At 68.5% G+C, this 19,966-nt stretch carries 18 protein-coding genes; 13 read left to right on the top strand and 5 right to left on the bottom strand.

Features of this window, described 5'->3' with window-relative positions:
• The first annotated feature begins 130 nt into the window (after window positions 1-130).
• The 7 genes from miaB (at window position 131) to lnt (ending at window position 7,298) form a co-directional block, all read left to right on the top strand.
• Window positions 131-1,504, top strand: a complete 1,374-nt coding sequence (gene miaB / locus WS66_RS15585) for a tRNA (N6-isopentenyl adenosine(37)-C2)-methylthiotransferase MiaB (protein ID WP_059607612.1) — start codon at window positions 131-133, stop codon at window positions 1,502-1,504.
• A 38-nt stretch (window positions 1,505-1,542) separates the two neighbouring features.
• On the top strand, window positions 1,543-2,589 hold the full coding sequence (locus tag WS66_RS15580) for a PhoH family protein (RefSeq protein ID WP_059607614.1): 1,047 nt from the start codon (window positions 1,543-1,545) through the stop codon (window positions 2,587-2,589).
• Between the two features lie 149 nt (window positions 2,590-2,738).
• Complete coding sequence (ybeY, locus tag WS66_RS15575; RefSeq protein WP_059607616.1) at window positions 2,739-3,524, top strand: rRNA maturation RNase YbeY; 786 nt, start codon at window positions 2,739-2,741, stop codon at window positions 3,522-3,524.
• 13 nt (window positions 3,525-3,537) lie between these two features.
• Window positions 3,538-4,170 carry a gamma-glutamylcyclotransferase gene (locus WS66_RS15570; RefSeq protein ID WP_059607618.1) on the top strand — a complete coding sequence of 211 codons (633 nt, stop codon included), beginning with the start codon at window positions 3,538-3,540 and terminating at the stop codon, window positions 4,168-4,170.
• A 53-nt stretch (window positions 4,171-4,223) separates the two neighbouring features.
• Window positions 4,224-4,373, top strand: coding sequence for a hypothetical protein (locus tag WS66_RS34075; protein ID WP_170296422.1), 150 nt, complete (start codon window positions 4,224-4,226; stop codon window positions 4,371-4,373).
• 287 nt (window positions 4,374-4,660) lie between these two features.
• On the top strand, window positions 4,661-5,548 hold the full coding sequence (locus WS66_RS15560) for an HlyC/CorC family transporter (RefSeq protein ID WP_059607622.1): 888 nt from the start codon (window positions 4,661-4,663) through the stop codon (window positions 5,546-5,548).
• 52 nt (window positions 5,549-5,600) lie between these two features.
• On the top strand, window positions 5,601-7,298 hold the full coding sequence (gene lnt / locus WS66_RS15555) for an apolipoprotein N-acyltransferase (protein ID WP_059607624.1): 1,698 nt from the start codon (window positions 5,601-5,603) through the stop codon (window positions 7,296-7,298).
• Between the two features lie 37 nt (window positions 7,299-7,335).
• On the opposite strand, the gene WS66_RS15550 is transcribed toward lnt, so the two are convergent.
• Entirely contained in the window at window positions 7,336-8,973 is a 1,638-nt protein-coding gene (locus tag WS66_RS15550; protein ID WP_059607626.1) for a hypothetical protein, read from the bottom strand.
• A 345-nt stretch (window positions 8,974-9,318) separates the two neighbouring features.
• Here WS66_RS15550 and glyQ point away from each other — a divergent pair, with 345 nt between their 5' ends.
• The 5 genes from glyQ to WS66_RS15525 are packed head-to-tail and all read left to right on the top strand — an operon-like array spanning window position 9,319 to window position 14,782.
• Window positions 9,319-10,323, top strand: a complete 1,005-nt coding sequence (gene glyQ, locus WS66_RS15545) for a glycine--tRNA ligase subunit alpha (RefSeq protein WP_082729061.1) — start codon at window positions 9,319-9,321, stop codon at window positions 10,321-10,323.
• Window positions 10,324-10,345: 22 nt separating this feature from the next.
• Entirely contained in the window at window positions 10,346-12,445 is a 2,100-nt protein-coding gene (gene glyS / locus WS66_RS15540; RefSeq protein ID WP_059607628.1) for a glycine--tRNA ligase subunit beta, read from the top strand.
• A gap of 10 nt (window positions 12,446-12,455) precedes the next feature.
• Window positions 12,456-13,019 (top strand): D-glycero-beta-D-manno-heptose 1,7-bisphosphate 7-phosphatase, encoded by a 564-nt coding sequence (gene gmhB / locus WS66_RS15535; protein WP_059528142.1) that lies wholly within the window; start codon window positions 12,456-12,458, stop codon window positions 13,017-13,019.
• A gap of 43 nt (window positions 13,020-13,062) precedes the next feature.
• Window positions 13,063-13,827, top strand: coding sequence for a lysophospholipid acyltransferase family protein (locus tag WS66_RS15530; protein ID WP_059607630.1), 765 nt, complete (start codon window positions 13,063-13,065; stop codon window positions 13,825-13,827).
• Window positions 13,828-13,873: 46 nt separating this feature from the next.
• On the top strand, window positions 13,874-14,782 hold the full coding sequence (locus WS66_RS15525; RefSeq protein WP_059607747.1) for a M48 family metallopeptidase: 909 nt from the start codon (window positions 13,874-13,876) through the stop codon (window positions 14,780-14,782).
• A gap of 108 nt (window positions 14,783-14,890) precedes the next feature.
• Here WS66_RS15525 and gloA read toward each other — a convergent pair whose 3' ends face one another.
• Window positions 14,891-15,280, bottom strand: coding sequence for a lactoylglutathione lyase (gene gloA, locus WS66_RS15520; protein WP_011657880.1), 390 nt, complete (start codon window positions 15,278-15,280; stop codon window positions 14,891-14,893).
• Window positions 15,281-15,646: 366 nt separating this feature from the next.
• Here gloA and WS66_RS15515 point away from each other — a divergent pair, with 366 nt between their 5' ends.
• Window positions 15,647-16,582 carry a DMT family transporter gene (locus WS66_RS15515; protein WP_059607631.1) on the top strand — a complete coding sequence of 312 codons (936 nt, stop codon included), beginning with the start codon at window positions 15,647-15,649 and terminating at the stop codon, window positions 16,580-16,582.
• Between the two features lie 122 nt (window positions 16,583-16,704).
• Here WS66_RS15515 and rsmA read toward each other — a convergent pair whose 3' ends face one another.
• Genes rsmA through WS66_RS15500 form a run of 3 tightly spaced genes read right to left on the bottom strand, consistent with a single transcriptional unit; the run spans window position 16,705 to window position 19,950 of the window.
• On the bottom strand, window positions 16,705-17,535 hold the full coding sequence (rsmA, locus tag WS66_RS15510; RefSeq protein WP_059607632.1) for a 16S rRNA (adenine(1518)-N(6)/adenine(1519)-N(6))-dimethyltransferase RsmA: 831 nt from the start codon (window positions 17,533-17,535) through the stop codon (window positions 16,705-16,707).
• Between the two features lie 55 nt (window positions 17,536-17,590).
• Window positions 17,591-18,580, bottom strand: a complete 990-nt coding sequence (gene pdxA / locus WS66_RS15505; protein ID WP_059607634.1) for a 4-hydroxythreonine-4-phosphate dehydrogenase PdxA — start codon at window positions 18,578-18,580, stop codon at window positions 17,591-17,593.
• An 11-nt stretch (window positions 18,581-18,591) separates the two neighbouring features.
• Window positions 18,592-19,950 carry a peptidylprolyl isomerase gene (locus WS66_RS15500; protein ID WP_059607636.1) on the bottom strand — a complete coding sequence of 453 codons (1,359 nt, stop codon included), beginning with the start codon at window positions 19,948-19,950 and terminating at the stop codon, window positions 18,592-18,594.
• Window positions 19,951-19,966: the final 16 nt, after the last annotated feature.

Raw genomic sequence — 19,966 nt, 5'->3', positions numbered from 1 at the left:
CGCGAGTATTCGCGACATGCTCGCTCGACGCGCACCGCGCGCCCCGGTCCGCCACGTTGCCCCGGCAGCAGCCGTCCCGATTCACCCTTGACGACGCCCCCAGGTCAACCACTGCGAACGGCGAATCCCCATGACCAAGAAAGTTTACGTAAAGACCTTCGGCTGCCAGATGAACGAGTACGACTCGGACAAGATGGTGGACGTGCTCAATGCCGCCGAAGGCCTCGAAAAGACCGATACCCCGGAAGACGCGGACATCATCCTGTTCAACACGTGCTCGGTGCGTGAGAAGGCGCAGGAAAAGGTGTTCTCCGACCTCGGCCGCGTGCGCGAGCTGAAGGAAGCGAAGCCGGGCCTGCTGATCGGCGTCGGCGGCTGCGTCGCCAGCCAGGAAGGCGCGTCGATCGTGTCGCGCGCGCCGTACGTCGACCTCGTGTTCGGCCCGCAGACGTTGCACCGCCTGCCGCAGATGATCGATGCGCGCCGCGAAAGCGGCCGCGCGCAGGTCGACATCACGTTCCCCGAGATCGAGAAGTTCGACCACCTGCCGCCCGCGCGCGTCGAGGGGCCGAGCGCGTTCGTGTCGATCATGGAAGGCTGCTCGAAGTACTGCAGCTACTGCGTCGTGCCGTACACGCGCGGCGACGAAGTGTCGCGTCCGCTCGACGACGTGCTGACCGAAGTGGCCGGCCTCGCCGACCAGGGCGTGCGCGAAGTCACGCTGCTCGGCCAGAACGTGAACGCGTATCGCGGCGCGCTGACGGCCGGTTCGACCGAGATCGCCGATTTCGCGACGCTGATCGAATACGTCGCCGACATCCCCGGCATCGAGCGAATCCGCTACACGACGTCGCATCCGAAGGAATTCACGCAGCGCCTGATCGACACCTATGCGAAGGTGCCGAAGCTCGTGAGCCACCTGCACCTGCCGGTCCAGCACGGCTCCGACCGCATCCTGATGGCGATGAAGCGCGGCTACACCGTGCTCGAATACAAGTCGGTGATCCGCAAGCTGCGCGCGATCCGCCCGGACCTGTCGCTGTCGACCGACATGATCGTCGGCTTCCCCGGCGAGACCGAGGAAGATTTCGACAAGATGATGGCGCTCGTGCACGAGATGAGCTACGACACCAGCTTCTCGTTCATCTACAGCCCGCGCCCCGGCACGCCGGCCGCGAACCTGCACGACGACACGCCGCGCGAGGTCAAGCTCAAACGCCTGCAACATCTGCAGGCGACCATCGAGGAAAACGTCGCGCGCATCAGCCAGTCGATGGTCGGGAAGGTCGAGCGGATCCTCGTCGAGGGCCCGTCGCGCAAGGACCCGAACGAACTGTCGGGCCGCACCGAGAACAACCGGGTCGTGAACTTCCCGGCGCCGCTCGCGTCGCACCCGCGCCTGATCGGCCAGATGATCGACGTGAAGATCAACCATGCGTACCCGCACTCGCTGCGCGGCGAGCTCCTGCTCGTCAGCGACGACGCGAGCGCGCCCACCCACTGACCTGACCGACTGACGTTCAACAGGAGCCCGACGCTACTTTGAAGACCGTCCAAGCACTGGAATTCACCGCGCCGCGCGACGACAACGCGCGCCTCGCCAACCTCTGCGGCCCGCTCGACGAGAACCTGCGGCAGATCGAACAGGCGCTCGACGTCACGCTCGCGCGGCGCGGCCACCGGATCACGATCCGCGGGCGCGGCGCGAAGCTCGCGCTCGCGGCGCTCGAGAACTTCTACAACCGCGCGCGCGATCCGCTGTCGGTCGACGATATCCAGCTCGCGCTGGTCGAAGTGCGCCACACGTCCGGCAACGGCCGCCAGGACACGATCGACGTGCGCTTTCGCGGCGACCCCGACCATCCGTTCGACGAGCCCGTCGTGCAGCTCGACGCGGACACGCCGGACGAAGAGCCCGCGCCGAAGCTCTATACGCGGCGCGCCGACCTGCGCGGTCGCACGCCCGCGCAGCGCGAATACCTGAAGCAGATCCTGTCGCACGACGTGACGTTCGGCATCGGGCCGGCCGGCACCGGCAAGACCTACCTCGCGGTCGCATGCGCGGTCGACGCACTGGAGCGCGACCAGGTCAAGCGGATCGTGCTGACGCGCCCGGCCGTCGAGGCCGGCGAGCGGCTTGGCTTCCTGCCGGGCGATCTCGCGCAGAAGGTCGACCCGTACCTGCGGCCGCTGTACGACGCACTGTACGACCTGCTCGGCTTCGACAAGACCGCGAAGATGTTCGAGCGCCAGATGATCGAGATCGCGCCGCTCGCCTATATGCGCGGCCGCACGCTGAACCACGCGTTCATCATCCTCGACGAGGCGCAGAACACGACGCCCGAGCAGATGAAGATGTTCCTCACGCGGATCGGCTTCGGCTCGAAGGCCGTCGTCACCGGCGACACGAGCCAGGTCGACCTGCCGCGCGGGCACAAGAGCGGCCTCGTCGAGGCGCAGCAGGTGCTCGGCGGCGTGCGCGGCATCGCGCTCACGCGCTTCACGAGCGCGGACGTCGTGCGCCATCCGCTCGTCGCGCGCATCGTCGAGGCGTACGACGAGTTCCACGCGCAGCATCAGGACGGCTGACCGGCGGCGCGCACGCGCTGCCCCGGCCTGCCGGCCCGGCCCGCCCGACGGCGCGCCGGGCTTTTTTTCACCCGCGCGCGGCCGTTTCGAATTCGGGAGCGATCGGCCGTTTGGTGTATCCTCAACGCGTTCCAATCGCCGCACCCGTCATGAAATCTTCCCGTTCCCGCAAGTCCGGGCGCGACCAGTCCGCCGCGCCCGATTTCCCCCGTCTCTCGCTGTTCGATGCGAAGGGCAAGGCCCGGACCGTCAGCGCGCAAGGGCTTCGAATCGACTTCCCCGACGGCCGCAGCCTGATGTTCGACCTGTCGGGCAGTTCGGGCGAGGCGGCCGTTGCGATCGTTGCGCAGCACCACGATCCGGCGATGCGCGCGAAGCTCGCGCTGCAGCCCGAGCACTACGACAGCGTGACGCTGCACGTGGGTGCCGAACCCGCGCCGCGCGACGAGGAAATCGCGGAAATGGCGAACGAGGTACGCGAGCTGGAGCTCGACCTGTCCGTGCAGTACGGTGACGAAATCACCGGCGACATCCGCAAGACGCTTCCCAAGCGCAAGCTGATCGCCGAATGGATCGAGCCGGCGCTGTTCGCGAGCGCGCAGCTCACCGTGCGCTTCGTCGGCGAGGAGGAAGGCCGCACGCTGAACGCCGGCTACCGCCACAAGGACTACCCGACCAACGTGCTGACCTTCGCGTACGACCCGGCGCCAGACGGCACCGTGATCGGCGACCTCGTGCTGTGCTGCCCGGTCGTCGAGAAGGAAGCGCACGACCAGGGCAAGCCGCTCGCCGCCCACTACGCGCACCTGCTGGTGCATGGCGCGCTGCACGCGCAGGGCTACGATCACGAGACGAGCGACGAGGACGCCGCCGAAATGGAAGCGCTCGAAGTCGACATCCTCGCGAAACTGGGCTTTCCGAACCCGTACCAGTAAAGCCGTCCGCACCATGCACCACGCCGCGCTGCTGCCGCCCGCCTACCCGCCGTCGATCGGCGAGGGACGGCTGCTCACGGACGATGAGCTCGCCGCGTCGCTCGCGCACACGATGCGCGACTGGGATGGCCGGCAGGATCTCTGGCTGTTCGGCTATGGCTCGCTGATCTGGAACCCCGGGCTGCCGACCGTCTCCGCCGTGCGCGGCAAGGTGCACGGCTATCATCGTGGGCTCTACCTGTGGTCGCGCGTGAACCGCGGCACGCCCGAACGTCCGGGCCTCGTGCTCGCGCTCGATCGCGGCGGCTCGTGCTCGGGCATCGCATTCCGGCTCGCGGGCCCGACCGCGCAGCCGCATCTCGAGACGCTGTGGAAACGCGAAATGCCGATGGGGTCATACCGGCCCGCGTGGCTGCCGTGCTCGCTCGAAACCGGCGAACGCGTGCGCGCACTCGCATTCGTGATGCGCCGCGACGTGCCCACTTACACCGGCAAGCTTACCGACCCCGTCGTCAAGGAAGTGTTCAGCTGCGCGGCCGGCCGCTACGGCACGACGCTCGACTACGTGAGCCGCACCGTGGACGCGCTGCGTGCGAGCGGCATCCCCGATCGCGCGCTGGAAGGGCTGCTCGCGCGATGCCGGTGACGCTCGACAGGGCCGGCCGCACCGCCCGTGCACGCGAAGGCGGCACGACGCCCATGAAACCGGCACGCAAATCGCGCATGACGCTGGCCGCGCTGCTCGTCGCTGCGAGCGTCGCGCTGTCCGGCTGCGGCATCCTCGGCTGCGGCGGCGCCGCGACCAACGGCGCGGCTGCCGGCGGCTGCTCTGCCGGCATGCGCTTCTGAGGGCCCGAACGTCGGCTCGGCTTGTCGCGCTCGCGACGAAATGCCGCTGACACCGACTGACCGGCCGGTCGCCCCCGCTTTTTTGCCGCCGCTGCCCCGCCGCCCCTTTCTGAGATAGGATGGAGACGAAGGACGGCGCCGCGCCCGGCGCGGCTGTTCCCGAGCGGGGCTCGCGCGCGCCGCATGCCCTTGGCCGGACGGCCGGGGCGACACGGCCGCGCCATGTCCTTGGTGTATCCTTGCCTACTCCGTGACCGCGCGCTCCGGCATGACCCGGGCGCACCACCATGAACGATTCGTATCCCAGTCGTAAGCTCACCGACAAACCGCAAGAAAAGCGCTCGCTGCTCGAGCGCCTGACCGACTTCATCTCGCCCGAGCCGGAATCCCGGACCGAGTTGCTGGAAATTCTCCAGGACGCCCACGAACGCAACCTGATCGACGCCGATTCGCTGTCGATGATCGAAGGCGTGTTCCAGGTGTCCGACCTGTGCGCCCGCGACATCATGGTGCCGCGCGCGCAGATGGACGCGATCAACATCGCCGACAAGCCCGAAGACTTCATCCCGTTCGTCCTCGAGAAGGCGCACTCGCGCTACCCCGTGTTCGAGGAGAACCGCGACAACGTGATCGGCGTGCTGCTCGCGAAGGACCTGCTGCGCTTTTATGCCGAAGATGAATTCGACGTGCGCGGGATGCTGCGCCCCGCCGTGTTCATTCCCGAATCGAAGCGCCTGAACGTGCTGCTGCACGACTTCCGCGTGAACCGCAACCACCTCGCGATCGTCGTCGACGAATACGGCGGCGTCGCTGGCCTCATCACGATCGAGGACGTGCTCGAACAGATCGTCGGCGACATCGAGGACGAATACGACTTCGACGAGGAAGCCGGCAACATCATCTCGGGGCCGGACGGCCGCTACCGCGTGCGCGCGCTCACCGAGATCCAACAGTTCAACGAGACGTTCGGCACCGACTTCCCCGACGACGAGGTCGATACGATCGGCGGGCTGATCACCCATCACTTCGGCCGCGTGCCGCACCGCGGCGAGAAGCTGCAACTCGGCAACCTCGTGTTCGAGATCCAGCGCGGCGATGCGCGCCAGGTCCACGTGCTGCTGGTGCGCCGCAACCCGCTCGCGAGCCGCCGCGCCGAAACCTCGCACGAGGACTGACCGTCTCGCGCCGGCCGCGTCTCCTTCAACCGCTCGCCCTCTTTCGCTTCACATGGACGATCCGATCCCGTCTCGCCCGGCTGGCGGCCTTTGCGCGCCGGCCCCCGGCCGCACGCTGCCGCGCTGGCACTATCCGGCCGCACTGCTCGCCGGTGCGGCCAATACGCTCAGCTTCGCACCGACCCCGCACGGCGGCTGGCTGCAGCTCGCCGTATTCGTCTGGTTTTTCGCGCAGTTGACGCGCACGTCGAGCTGGCGCGGCGCCGCGCTCACCGGCGGCGCGTTCGGCTTCGGCAACTTCATCAGCGGCATCTGGTGGCTGTACATCAGCATGCACGTGTACGGCGAGATGGCCGCGCCGCTCGCGGGCGGTGCGCTGGTGCTGTTCTCGCTCTACCTGTCGCTGTACCCGGCGTTCTCGGCGGGGCTCTGGTCGTTCTGCGCGGGCCATGCGTGGCATCGCCGCGCACCCGATCCGCGGCCGTTCTCGCCGAGCTGGCACGGCGCGTTCGCCTTCGCGAGCGCATGGGCGCTCGGCGAATGGCTGCGCGGCACCGTGTTCACAGGCTTTCCGTGGCTCGCGAGCGGCTATCCGCAGGTCGACGGCCCGTTCGCGGGCTTCGCGCCGGTCGTCGGTGTGTACGGGGTCGCCTGGGTGCTCGCGCTGTTCGCCGCGCTGGTCGTGCAGGCGCTCGTCGCCGGCCGCCGGTCGCCCGAATTCGAATCGGAATCCGGCGGCGCCGGCAACGCGCGCGTGCGCGTCGTCGCGCCGGCCGGCATCGCCGTCGCGCTCGTCGCGGCCGGCCTCGGGCTGTCGCAGGCCACGTGGACCGTGCCCGCGAACGCGCCGCTCACGGTGCGGCTGCTGCAGGGCAACGTGAAGCAGGACATCAAGTTCGAGCAGGAAGGCATCGACGCGGCGATCAAGATGTACACGCAGATGATCGTCGAGAAGCCCGCCGACCTGATCGTCACGCCGGAGACCGCGATCGCGGTGATGATCCAGGAGCTGCCCGAACCGTTCGCCGTCGCGATCCGCAAGTTCAGCGACACGACGGGCTCGGCCGTGCTGTTCGGCGCGGTCGGCGCGTCGGTGACGCCGGACGGTCATTACGTCGATTACACGAACAGCCTGTACGGCGTGACGCCGCATTCGCGCGCCATCTATCACTACGACAAGCACCATCTCGTGCCCTTCGGCGAATTCATCCCGTGGGGCTTCCGGTGGTTCGTCGACCTGATGAAGATGCCGCTCGGCGACTTCGCGCGCGGCGCACCGGTGCAGAAGCCGTTCCTCGTGCACAACCAGCCGGTGATGGCCGACATCTGCTACGAGGACTTGTTCGGCGAGGAAATCGCCGCGACGATCCGCGACAACCCGCAGCCGCCCGGTGTGCTCGTCAACGTGACGAACCTCGCGTGGTTCGGCGACACGATCGCGCTCGACCAGCATCTGCAGATCGCGCGGATGCGCGCGCTCGAAACGGGCCGGCCGATGCTGCGCTCGACCAACACGGGGATGACGGCCGCGATCGACGCGCACGGCCGCGTGATCGGCCAGCTCAAGCCGTTCACGATCGGCTCGCTCGACGTGCGCATCGAAGGCACGAGCGGCTTCACGCCTTACGTGACGAGCGGCAACAACATCGTGCTCGCTGTGTCGCTGGTGCTGCTCGCGTTCGGCTTCACGTTCGGGCCGGGCCTGCGCCGCCGCAACGGCGCGAAGGCCGGCGACGACCGGAACGCCTGACGCATCGGGCGGCCGTCGCACGCGGTGCGGCGGCCGCTCAGCCCCTGCGCTTCGCGTCCGCGGCCAGGGCGCGGAGATCCCGCCCGAGTGTCTCCATCACCGGCGCCCATGCGCCGAACGTCGGCTGCCGGTACAGCGTCGCGGTCGGATACCACGGGCTGTCGGTGCGCTCGAGCAGCCACGGCCAGTGCGGATTCACGTCGAGCAACACCCAGGTGCGCGCGCCGAGCGCGCCCGACAGGTGCGCGACCGACGTGCACACCGTGATCACCAGATCCAGCGCGCCGATGAAGGCGGCCGTATCGTCGAAACTCTTCAGTTCGGCGGTAAAGTCCTCGATCGCGAAACCGGCTGCGCGCGCCGCGGCGACATCCGCTTCCGCACCCGGCTGCAGCGAGTGGAACGCGACGCCGTCGATGCCGCGAAACGCATCGGCATAGCGCACGAGCCCGACGCGCCGGAACGGATTGCGCTGGTGCCCCGCGCTGCCCGTCCACACGAGCCCGACCTTCAGCCGGCCGTCGCCCGCGAGCCGCGCCCGCCATGCGTCGCGCGCGTGCGGATCGGCATGCAGGTACGGCACTGACGCGCCGAGCGTCGACGTCTCCATCCCGAGCATCAGCGGCAGGCCGATGAGCGGCACTTCATAGTCGAAGGCAGGCAGCGCGTCGACGCCCCCGCCCGCGCTGAACGCGTCCGCATGTGCGCCGAGGCTGCGCCGCATCAGCGTGCCCACCTGCGGAAACGTGTTCCACGCGAGCCGGCCGCCCTCGCGGTGCACGCGCTCGGCGAGCGGCGCGACGAAGCGCGCGAACTGCAGCACGTCGCCGAGCCCCTGCTCGCCCCAGACGAGCAGCGTCTTGCCCGCGAGCGGCTCGCCCTGCCAGCGCGGGCCGGGCAGCACCGGCCGCTGGCCGCGCAGCTCGCCGGCGCCGTCCCAGCGTGCTTCGTGGCCGCGCCAGCCCGCCGCGTAATTGCCGCGCACGAGCTGGATGATCGCGAGGTTGAAACGGAACGACGCGTCGTCGGGCGCCAGCTCGCACGCGCGCGCCGCGTAGCGCTCCGCGTCGTCCCAGCGCTGCGCCTCCTTCATCGCCATCGCGATGTTGTTCGACGCGAGCGCATTGTCCGGCGCGATCTCCGCAAGCCGTGCCGCACAGGCGAGCGCGCCGTCGAGGTCGAGCGTCGCGAGCCGCGCGACGATCAGGTTGATCCACGCCTGCACGTCGTGCGGGTCGGCTTCCACGGCCGCGTCGAGCAGCGCGATTTCCTCGCGGCGGTCGCCGCCCGACAGCCGCAGCGCGATCGCCAGGTTGTTGCGCAGCGACGGCCAGCGTGGATCGAGCGCATAGGCGGCGCGGTACGGCGCGACGGCATCCGCGTGACGACCGAGCATCTGCAGGGCGTAGCCATGATTGAAATGGCCACCGGCGTCCGGATGAATGCGCGCCGCGCACTCGGCCAGCGCGAGCGCGTCGGCCGTGCGCTGTCGCGCCACGAGCGTCACGGTGAGCTGCGAGAGCGCTGCCATGTCGACTGCGTGCAGATGGCCGGCGGCGGCGAGCCAGCGTGCGTATGCGTCGTGCTCGCCGCGCGCTTGCGCGTCGGCGGCCTGCCCGAGCAGCGCGAGCAGCGGCGGCATCAGTGGAATGAGGAGATCGTTCGAATCGTCCATGCGGTCCGGAGTGGAAAATCGGTCGCGCGACAGGCGTCGCACGCACCGCGATACGCGCATCTTAACGCCCGCGCAAAGCGGCGCGGCACGCGATGCAACAAGCGCATCGCGACGCCGCACGCGCGAGCGCACCACGCACACGTGCGAGCCGCGCACAGGCTGCGCACGGCTCGCCGGAACGCCGCCGGCGGCACCTTCGTCCGCGTTCCAGCCGCATCCGCCCGCCGATCCGGTAAAATTGCACGTTTCAGCACACTAACAAGCCGCGCCGCCGCGCGAGCCGACCCTCCGGGCCCCGCCCGGAGCGCCGCCCGCAACGGAGCGCCAGCGCCACGAAGGCTCTTCATGCTTACGTTTCAGCAAATCATCCTGACGCTGCAGTCCTACTGGGACAAGCAGGGTTGCGCCCTGCTCCAGCCCATCGACATGGAAGTCGGCGCGGGCACGTCGCACGTTCACACGTTCCTGCGCGCGGTCGGCCCCGAGCCGTGGCGCGCCGCCTACGTGCAGCCGTCGCGCCGCCCGAAGGACGGCCGCTATGGCGAGAACCCGAACCGCCTGCAGCATTACTACCAGTACCAGGTCGTGCTCAAGCCGGCGCCGGAAAACATCCTCGACCTGTACCTCGGCTCGCTGGAAGCGCTCGGCTTCGACCTGCAGCAGAACGACGTGCGCTTCGTCGAGGACGACTGGGAGAACCCGACGCTCGGCGCGTGGGGCCTCGGCTGGGAAGTGTGGCTGAACGGGATGGAAGTCACGCAGTTCACGTATTTCCAGCAGGTCGGCGGCCTCGACTGCAAGCCGGTGCTCGGCGAGATCACCTACGGCCTCGAGCGCCTCGCGATGTACCTGCAGAAGGTCGAGAACGTGTACGACCTCGTGTGGACCGAGTGGGAAGAGCACGGCCCGAACGGCCCCGAGCTGCGCCGCCTGTCGTACGGCGACGTCTACCACCAGAACGAGGTCGAGCAGTCGACCTACAACTTCGAGCACGCGAACGTCGACCTGCTGTTCACGTTCTTCAACAGCTACGAAGCGGAAGCGAAGAAGATGATCGACGCGCAGCTCGCGCTGCCCGCGTACGAACTCGTGCTGAAGGCCGGCCACACGTTCAACCTGCTCGATGCGCGCGGCGCGATCTCGGTCACCGAGCGCGCGGCGTACATCGGCCGCATCCGCGCGCTGTCGCGTCTCGTCGCGCAGGCTTACTACGACTCGCGCGAGAAGCTCGGCTTCCCGATGCTCGGCAACCCGCCGGGCGTGCCGGGCCTCACCACCGACGCCCAGGACGCCGCCCAGCCGGCATGGGCGCCGCCGCTCAAGGTCGAACGCAAGATCGATCAGGACTGACGAGACGAGATTTATTCCAGACATGACGCACAATCATCCCGCCCCCCTGCTCGTCGAACTGCTGACCGAAGAGCTGCCGCCGAAGGCCCTCGCGCGCCTCGGCGACGCATTCGCCGAAGGTCTCGCGCAACGCCTCGCGGCGCGCGACCTCGTCGAAGGCGAACTCGTATTCGAACGCTACGCCACGCCCCGCCGCCTCGCGGTCGTCGTGCAGAACGTGCGCGCCGTCGCGCCTGAAAAGCAGGTCCGCGAAAAGGTCCTGCCCGTGTCGGTCGCGCTCGACGCCGAAGGCAAGTCGACCGCCCCGCTCGCGAAGAAGCTCGCGGCGCTCGGCCATCCGAACCTGTCGATCGCCGATCTCGAGCGCGCGCAGGACGGCAAGGCCGAAGCGTTCTTCGTCAACTACTCGGCCGCCGGCGCGACGCTCGCCGACGGGCTGCAGGCCGCGCTCGACGAAACGCTCGAGAAGCTGCCGATCCCGAAGGTCATGACCTATCAGCGCCCGGACGGCTCCGACGTGAAGTTCGTGCGCCCGGTGCATCGCCTGACCGTCCTGCACGACGATCGGATCGTGCCCGTCACCGCGTTCGGCGTCGACGCCGGCGACACCACGCTCGGCCACCGCTTCCTGTCCGACGGCCTCGTCGCGATCCAGCATGCGCGCGCCTACGCCGACACGCTGCGCGACAAGGGCCGCGTGATCGCGCACTTCGCCGATCGCCGCGAAACGATCCGCACGCAGCTGAACGAGCACGCGAACGGCGACACCGTCGTGATGCCCGAATCGCTGCTCGACGAAGTGACGTCGCTGGTCGAATGGCCGGTCGTCTACCCGTGCCGCTTCGAGGACGAATTCCTGCAGGTTCCGCAGGAATGCCTGATCCTCACGATGCAGACGAACCAGAAGTATTTCGCGCTCACCGACATCGCCGGCAAGCTGCGCTCGCGCTTCCTGATCGTGTCGAACATCGAGACGAACACGCCGGGCGAGATCGTCGAAGGCAACGAGCGCGTCGTGCGCCCGCGCCTCGCCGACGCGAAATTCTTCTTCGAGCAGGACAAAAAGAAGCCGCTCGCCGAGCGCGTGCCGCTACTCGCGAACGTCGTCTATCACAACAAGCTCGGTTCGGCGCTCGCGCGCGTCGAGCGCCTCGAAGTGCTGGCCGGCGAGATCGCGCCCGCGATCGGTGCCGACGCCACGCACGCGAAGCGCGCCGCGCGCCTCGCGAAGGCCGACCTGCTGACCGACATGGTCGGCGAGTTCCCGGAACTGCAGGGCACGATGGGCACGTACTACGCGCGCCACGACGGTGAGCCGGACGACGTCGCGCTCGCCTGCGCCGAGCACTACCAGCCGCGCTTCTCCGGCGACGCGCTGCCGACCACGCCGGTGTCCACCGCCGTCGCGCTGGCCGACAAGCTCGAGACGATCGTCGGCATCTGGGGCATCGGCCTCGCGCCGACCGGCGAGAAGGATCCGTTCGCGCTGCGCCGTCACGCGCTCGGCGTGCTGCGCCTGCTGGTCGAGAAGCAACTGCCGCTCGATCTCGTCTCGCTGCTGCGCACGGCGCACGCACGCTTCGAAGGCGTGCCGGGCGTCGCCGAATCGACCGATGCGATCTTCGCGTTCTTCATGGACCGCCTGCGCGGCCTGCTGCGCGAACGCGGCTACTCGGCAGGCGAAGTCGACGCGGTGCTGAGCCTGAACCCGACGCGCGTCGACGATCTCGTCGCGCGCCTCGACGCGGTGCGCGAATTCACGCGCCTCGCGGAAGCCGAAGCGCTCGCGGCCGCGAACAAGCGGATCTCGAACATCCTGAAGAAGTCGGAAGGCGGCGCGAACGGTGCTGTGCAGCCGACGCTGCTCGTCGAGGCCGCCGAAAAGGCGCTGCACGAACAGCTCGCGGCCGTGACGCCGCGCGTGCAGTCGCAGCTCGAGGCGCGTGAGTACACGGGCGCGCTGTCGGCGCTCGCGGCGCTGCGCGCGCCGGTCGACACGTTCTTCAACGACGTGATGGTCAACGCCGAGGATCCCGCGCTGCGCGCGAACCGTCTCGCGCTGCTGTCCGCGCTGCATCAGCAGATGAACTGCGTCGCCGACATCTCGAAGCTCGCCGCATAAGGGCCGAACGATGCCGACCAGCCCCAACCGCAAGCTCGTCGTCCTTGACCGGGACGGCGTGATCAACGTCGATTCGGACGCGTTCATCAAGACGCCCGACGAGTGGATCGCGCTGCCCGGCAGCCTCGAGGCGATCGCACGACTCAACCACGCAGGCTATCGCGTGGTCGTCGCGACCAACCAGTCCGGCATCGGCCGCGGGCTGTTCGACATGGCCGCGCTCAACGCGATGCACCTGAAGATGCATCGCGCGGCGGCCGCCGTCGGCGCGCGCATCGACGCGGTGTTCTTCTGCCCGCACGTGTCGGAAGACCACTGCGACTGCCGCAAGCCAAAGCCCGGCATGATGCAGATGATCGCGGAGCGCTTCGAGGTCGACCCCGGTCACACGCCGGCCGTCGGCGATTCCCTGCGCGACCTGCAGGCCGGCGTCGCGGTCGGCTTCAAGCCGCACCTCGTGCTGACCGGCAAGGGCAAGAAGACGCTCGCCGCGGGGAATCTGCCGGACGGCACGAAGGTCCACGACGACCTGCGCGCATTCGCGCTCGACTTCCTTTCACACGAACACGAGTGATGCGGCCGCCGCGCGCATCCTCCCTACTGTCAGACCCACGCCGATGCGCTTCGTCCGCTCCCTGCTGCTGCTGATCTACTTCATCGTGTACACGGTGCCTTACGCCACCGCGTGCTTCATCGCGTTCCCGTTCATGCGTCCCGACGCACGCTACTGGATGGCGGCCGGCTGGTGCAAATCGACGCTGTGGGTCGTGCGCTGGCTGAACGGCATCCGCTACCGGATCGAAGGGATGGAAAACCTGCCCGACGGCCCGGCCGTGCTGCTGTCGAAGCACCAGTCCGCGTGGGAGACGCTCGCGTTTCCGGCGCTGATGCCGAGGCCGCTCTGCTATGTGTTCAAGCGCGAACTGCTGTACGTGCCGTTCTTCGGCTGGGCGCTCGGGCTGCTGCACATGGTCAACATCAACCGCAAGGAAGGCAAGAACGCGTTCACGTCGGTGATCCGCCAGGGCAAGAAGCGCCTGTCGGAAGGCGCCTGGATGATCATGTTTCCGGAAGGCACGCGCACGCCGGTCGGCAAGCAGGGCAAGTACAAGACGGGCGGCGCGCGCTTCGCGATCGAAACCGGCACGCCGGTCGTGCCGATCGCGCACAATGCAGGTCGCGTGTGGCCGCGCAATTCGTTCACGAAATTCCCGGGCGTCGTCACCGTGTCGATCGGCAAGCCGATTCCCGTCGACGGCAAGACGCCCGACGTATTGAACTCGCAGGTCGAAGCATGGATCGAAGCGGAAATGCGCCGCATCGATCCCGAAGCCTATCGCCAGTCGGGCAGTGCCGGCGCGCGCGATGCCGCGCGCGTCTGAATCACCCGGATTGCAGCCGTTGCGAACGACGAAACGAAGCGAACTGATGAAAAAGCGTCCGCGGCCACGGCCTGCCGTCGTGGCCCTCGATCATCGCCAGATGGACCTGCCGCTCTTCGACGGGCCGGCGGCCTCGCCGGCACCGTCGGCGCCCGCCGCACCACCCTCGTCGCCTGAAGCGGCTGCGGCGCCCGCGGTGCCCACGGCGCCGCTCGATCCGGGCCCCGCGCCCGATCGCTCCCGCGTCCGCACATTCGCACTCGACAGCCGTGTGCTCGAATATCGGCTGAAACGCTCCGCGCGCCGCACGATCGGCTTCACGATCGACGGCAGCGGGCTGTCGATCACCGCGCCGCGCTGGGTCACGCTCGCCGACATCGAAGCCGCCATCGCCGAGAAGCAGCGCTGGATCTTCGCGAAGCTCGCGGAGTGGAAAACCCGCACCGAGCAGCGCGCGCTGCCGCAGATCGACTGGCGCGACGGCGCGCAACTCCCGTATCTCGGCAAGACGATCACGATCGCGCTCGGCGCCGGTGCGGCCGCATTCGATGCCGATGCGCAGCGGCTGTCGCTGCCGCTGCCCGCACAAGCCGACATGCAGCAGATCAAGGATCGCGTGCAGGGCTGGCTGCAGGGCGAAGCGAAGCGAATCTTCGGCGAACGCCTCGTCGTCTATGCGGAAAAGCTCGGCGTCACATATTCGATGTACGCGCTGTCGTCGGCCGCGACGCGCTGGGGCAGTTGCTCGAGCGACGGCAAGATCCGGCTGAACTGGCGGCTGATCCACTTCCCGATGTCGATCATCGACTACGTCGTCGCGCACGAGCTGTCGCACCTGCGCGAAATGAACCACAGCCCGGCCTTCTGGCACACCGTCGAATCGATCTTCCCGGAATTCCGCGAAGCGCGGCACACGCTCAAGCATCACCCGCCCGAGCTGCTGCCGTCGCTGTAACGCGATCGGCCGCACCGAAAATACGAACGGGCGATGCGGATCCCTCCGCATCGCCCGTCTTCCTTGCCCGCCACGCCCATCGTGCGTCGCGCGCCGCTCATCCCGCGCTCAGTGCGCCTTCTTCTGGATGAACTCGATCTTGTAGCCGTCCGGATCCTCGACGAATGCGATCACGGTCGTGCCGTGCTTCATCGGGCCCGCTTCGCGAGTCACCTTGCCGCCTTGCGCCTTGATCTTGTCGCAGGCCGCGTACGCATCGTCGACTTCCACCGCCAGGTGGCCAAAGCCGTTGCCGAGATCGTAGGACGGCGTATCCCAGTTATGGGTCAGCTCGATCACGGTGCCCGTGCTTTCGGCTTCATAGCCGACGAACGCGAGCGTGAACTTGCCTTCCGGATAATCCTCGCGACGCAGCAGCTTCATGCCGAGCAATTCGGTGTAGAACTTGATCGAGCGGTCGAGATCGCCGACTCGCAGCATCGTATGCAGCAAACGCATGTGTTGTACTCCTGTGGGGACTTTCCAGAAGCGGAAATTCTACCGGAGTCGGGTGAATCCCGCCGCCGCCGGCCCCGTCCGCCCTCGGCCGATACCGGGCTTCCGGACGGCGAGCCCGATGCCCGTGCGGCGGCAGTGATCACCGGATCCGACAGCCCCCGGCAAGTCCACCGATCGGGTAACATCCTCTCACCTCGCACCAAAAGCGGGCATGCCGTCCGCCGCTTGAACGCGACCACCCCCTCATTCAGCCATACAGCCTGCCGTGCGAAACCGCCGAATCGAGCGCGCCGGACGCGACATCCGTCCGCCGCTGCCCATGCCCATGCCCATGCCCCCTTCCCGCCGCATCGGCGAGGTCCGCCGATGACCGCGCTCGCCGGCACGCACGCGCGCCGCGCGCTCGATACGCGCGCCATCGGTGTGATGCTGCTGCTGTGCGCGATCTGGGGCTTCCAGCAGGTCGCGATCAAGAGCACGAACGCTGCGATCCCGCCGATGTTCCAGGCCGGGCTGCGCTCGGTGATCGCCGCGCTCCTGCTGTGGGGCTGGGCCCGCTCGCGCGGCACGCCGCTGTTCCGCGCGGACGGCACGCTCGGCGCGGGCATCGCGGCCGGTGCGCTGTTCGCCGGCGAGTTCGTCTGCGTTTTCCTGGGGCTGACGCTGACGAGCGCGTCGCACATGGCGATCTTCCTTTACACGGCACCGTGCTTCACGGCGCTCGGCCTGCACCTGTTCGCGCCGGGCGAGCGGCTGCAGCGCGTCCAGTGGGCCGGTGTCGGCCTCGCGTTCGCCGGCATCGCGCTCGCGTTCGCGGACGGCTTCCTCAAGCCGCGCGCGCCCGGCGCATCGGTGCTGGCAGGGCTGGCCGGTGACGCGCTCGGCATCCTCGGCGGCGCGATGTGGGCCGCCACGACGGTCGTCGTGCGCTCGACGTCGCTCGCGCGGACCAGCGCGAGCAAGACGCTGTTCTACCAGCTCGCGGTGTCGGCCGTCGTGCTGATCGCGCTCGCCGCGCTGCTCGGCCAGACGTCGTTCGCTCAGGTCACGCCGATCGCGCTCGCAAGCCTCGCGTATCAGTCGGTGATCGTCGCGTTCGTCAGCTATTTGTCGTGGTTCTGGCTGCTGACGCGCTACAGCGCGTCGCGGCTGTCGGTGTTCACGTTCCTGTCGCCATTGTTCGGCGTCGCGTTCGGCGTGCTGCTGCTCGGCGAGTCGGTCGGCTGGCGCTTCATGTCCGCGGCCGCGCTGGTGCTGACCGGGATCGCGCTCGTCAACGCGCCGCCGCGCGGGCGCGCGTAACGCCGCCCGGGCGCGGTCCGGCCTCGACGAGAGCGGCGCGGAAAAACAAAAAGGCCGCCCGTCAGGGCAGCCTCATGAATCTCGAGCCGGCGGGCACCACGCGCGTTGCCCGCGTGATCCTGCTACTCCGCGGCCTTGCGCACCTTCGCAAGCGCCTGCGCGACGCCGACATATTCGGCCACGCTCACATCCTCCGCGCGTCGCGCGAGGTCGAAGCCGAGCCCGTCGAAATCGATCGTCTCGCGGTAGTCGCCGAGCGTGTTGCGCAGCATCTTCCGACGCTGCGAGAACGCAGCCGTAACCACTTCGCCGAGCAGCACGGGATCGACGTCCGGCAGTTCGTGCGGCTCGTACGGAATCATCCGGACGATCGCCGAATCGACCTTCGGCGGCGGCTGGAACGACTCCGGCGGCACGTCGAGCATCTTCTCCATCACGTAGCGGTACTGCAGCATCACCGACAGCCGCGAGAACGCCTTCGTGCCCGGCTCCGCGACCATCCGTTCGACGACCTCGTTCTGCAGCATGAAATGCTGGTCGATGACCACACCGGCAAACGTCATCAGGTGAAACAGCAGCGGGCTGGAAATGTTGTACGGCAGGTTGCCGACGATCCGCAGCGACGGCTTGTCGCCGGGTGCCGCGAGCGAGCCGAAGTCGAACGCGAGCGCATCGCCCGCGTGCAGCTCCAGCAGCGCACCGAAGCGCTGCTGCAGACGACCGATCAGGTCGCGGTCGAGCTCGACCGCATGCAGCGGCGACTCGGGCGTCGCGAGACGCGCGATCAGGGGCTCGGTCAGCGCACCGAGGCCGGGGCCGATCTCGACCATTCGCTGGCCGCGCGCGGGACCGATCGTCGCGACGATCGAGTCGATCACGCCGTGATCGACGAGGAAGTTCTGCCCGAAGCGCTTGCGCGCGAAGTGGCCTTGGTGCTGTCTGCTGTTCGACATCGACTGAGAAAAACGAAAAATACGACGAATGAAGTGAGGCCTGGGGCCGTTCGCGTCAGGCCGCGCGGCGATGGCGCGCCATCGTGACGGCCGTGTCGAGCGCGGCGACCATGCTGCCCGGATCCGCGCGGCCCGTGCCGGCCAGATCCAGCGCGGTGCCGTGATCGACCGACGTGCGGATGATCGGCAGCCCGAGCGTGACGTTGATGCCCTCGCCGAAGGTCGCATACTTCAGCACGGGCAAGCCCTGATCGTGGAACATCGCGAGCACGCAATCGGCATCCTCGAGATGGCGCGGCTGGAACAGCGTGTCGGCCGGATACGGGCCGCGCGCGTCGATGCCCCGCGCTTGCGCGCGCGCGAGCGCCGGCGAGATCACGTCGATCTCCTCGCGCCCGAGATAGCCGTTCTCGCCCGCGTGCGGGTTCAGCCCCGTCACAAGGATGCGCGGCGCCGCGAGGCCGAAGTCACGCCGCAGGTCGCGATCGACGATCGCCAGCGTCTCGACGAGCCCGTCGATCGTCAGCGCGGCCGACACGTCCTTCAGCGGCAGGTGCGTGGTCGCGAGCGCGACGCGCAGCGGCCGCTCGCCCGTGCCCGCCAGCATCATCACGACGCGTGGCGTGTGCGTGCGTTCCGCAAGGTATTCGGTATGGCCGGTGAACGGCACGCCGGCATCGTTGATCGTGCTCTTCTGCAGCGGCGCGGTGACGATCGCGTCGAACCGGCCCGCCATCGCGCCGTCGATCGCGGCATCGAGCAGCGCGAGCACGTAGCGGCCGTTGGCTGCATCGAGCTTGCCGGCCTGCGCTGGCACGGCGAGCGGATGATGCTCGACCGACACCGGACCGCCGCCGGCGAGCAGCGCACGGTCGGCATTGACCGCCGCCGCGCGCGCGTCGAGCAGCGCGGCATCGCCGAGCACGGTGAAATGCGCGCCCGGCCAGCGCCGCGCGGCATCCTGCAACGCCTGCACGGTCAGCTCCGGGCCGACACCCGCGGGTTCGCCGGTCGTGATCGCGATCTGCAGCGCGGATGCCGTCATGTGAAGCTCGCTCAGTTCGCCGGTCCGACGCCGCCGATCTTATACTGCACGTACGACGAATCGCGCAGTTCGCGCAGCCAGTCGGCGTACGCCTGCTCGGCCTTGCGCTGGCCGATCGCCTGGCGCGCGATATCCATCTGCTGCTGCACCGAGCCTTCCGCCTCGCGGCGCCCGATCACCTGGATCAGGTGGTAGCCGTATTCGGTACGAATCGGCTGGCTGATCTGGCCGTCCTGCAGATTGTTCATCGCGCGCTCGAATTCCGGCACGGTCTCGCCCGGGCTGATCCAGCCGAGATCGCCGCCTTGCGACGCCGAACCGTCCTGCGAGTAAGTGCGTGCGAACTTCGCGAAATCGCCGCCCGCCTCGACCTGGCGGCGGATGTCCTGCAGCTGCTGGCGCGCCTGGCCTTCCGACTTGCCTTCGCCGACGCGCAACAGGATGTGGCGCACGTGCGTCTGGACGATCTTCGGTGCCGCGGCGGTCGCGCCCTGGCTCTGGCGGCGGTCGACGAGGCGCACGATCTCGAAGCCGTCCGGCACGCGGATCAGCGTCGGGTTGACCTGGCCCGGGCGCAGCTTCGATGCGGCTTCGACGACGTCGGCCGGCAGCGCGCCCGGCGCCTTGAAGCCGAGGTCGCCGCCCTTCTTCGCGTCATTCGCTTCCGAATTGTTCTTCGCGAGCTTCTCGAAATCGGCGCCCGACACGGCCTGCTGCAGCAGCGCCTCAGCCTTCTTCTGTGCGACTTCGATGTCGGCCTGCGGCGCGTTGGTCGGTGCCTTGATGAAGATGTGCTGGAAGCGCAGGTCCTGCTGCTGCGATGCGTTCGGCCCGCGCTGGCTCGCGATGTAGTTCGCGACCTCGGCGTCCGACACGGTGATCTTGCCGTCGACCTCGCGCTCGCGCAGCTTCGACAGCATCAGCTCGGTGCGGGCATCGCTCGTGAACACGCTCCAGGGCACGCCTTGCGCCACGATCCGCGCGCGGTACTGCTCGAGCGTCATCCCGTTCGCCTGCGCGAGGCGCTGCAACGTGGACTGCACGGTCGCGTCGTCGATGCGGATCCCGTCGTCCTTGGCCTTCTGCACCTGAATGCGTTCGAGCACCATCTGGTTCAGCACCTGCGCGCGCAGCTGGTCGGCCGGCGGCACGGGCGCGTTCTGCTGCTGCAGCCGGCGCGAGATCAGGCCGACGCGCTGGTCGAGTTCGCGGCCCGTGATCACGTCGTTGTTGACGACCGCGACGACTTCGTCGGCGAGCTGCGCACCTTGCGAACCGAGCGCCTGCGCCGCGGCCGGCGCGGCGGCGAGCAGCGCGGCGGACGCGGCGAGGCTGGACACGACTGCCGCGAAACGAAGGGTTTTCTTCATTGCCACTGATACTCCA

The sequence above is a fragment of the Burkholderia sp. LA-2-3-30-S1-D2 genome (assembly GCF_001523915.2).
Classification (GTDB): domain Bacteria; phylum Pseudomonadota; class Gammaproteobacteria; order Burkholderiales; family Burkholderiaceae; genus Burkholderia; species Burkholderia diffusa.
The sequence above is the reverse complement of the archived record's forward strand: the minus strand, read 5'-3'. Positions and strand labels throughout refer to the sequence as shown.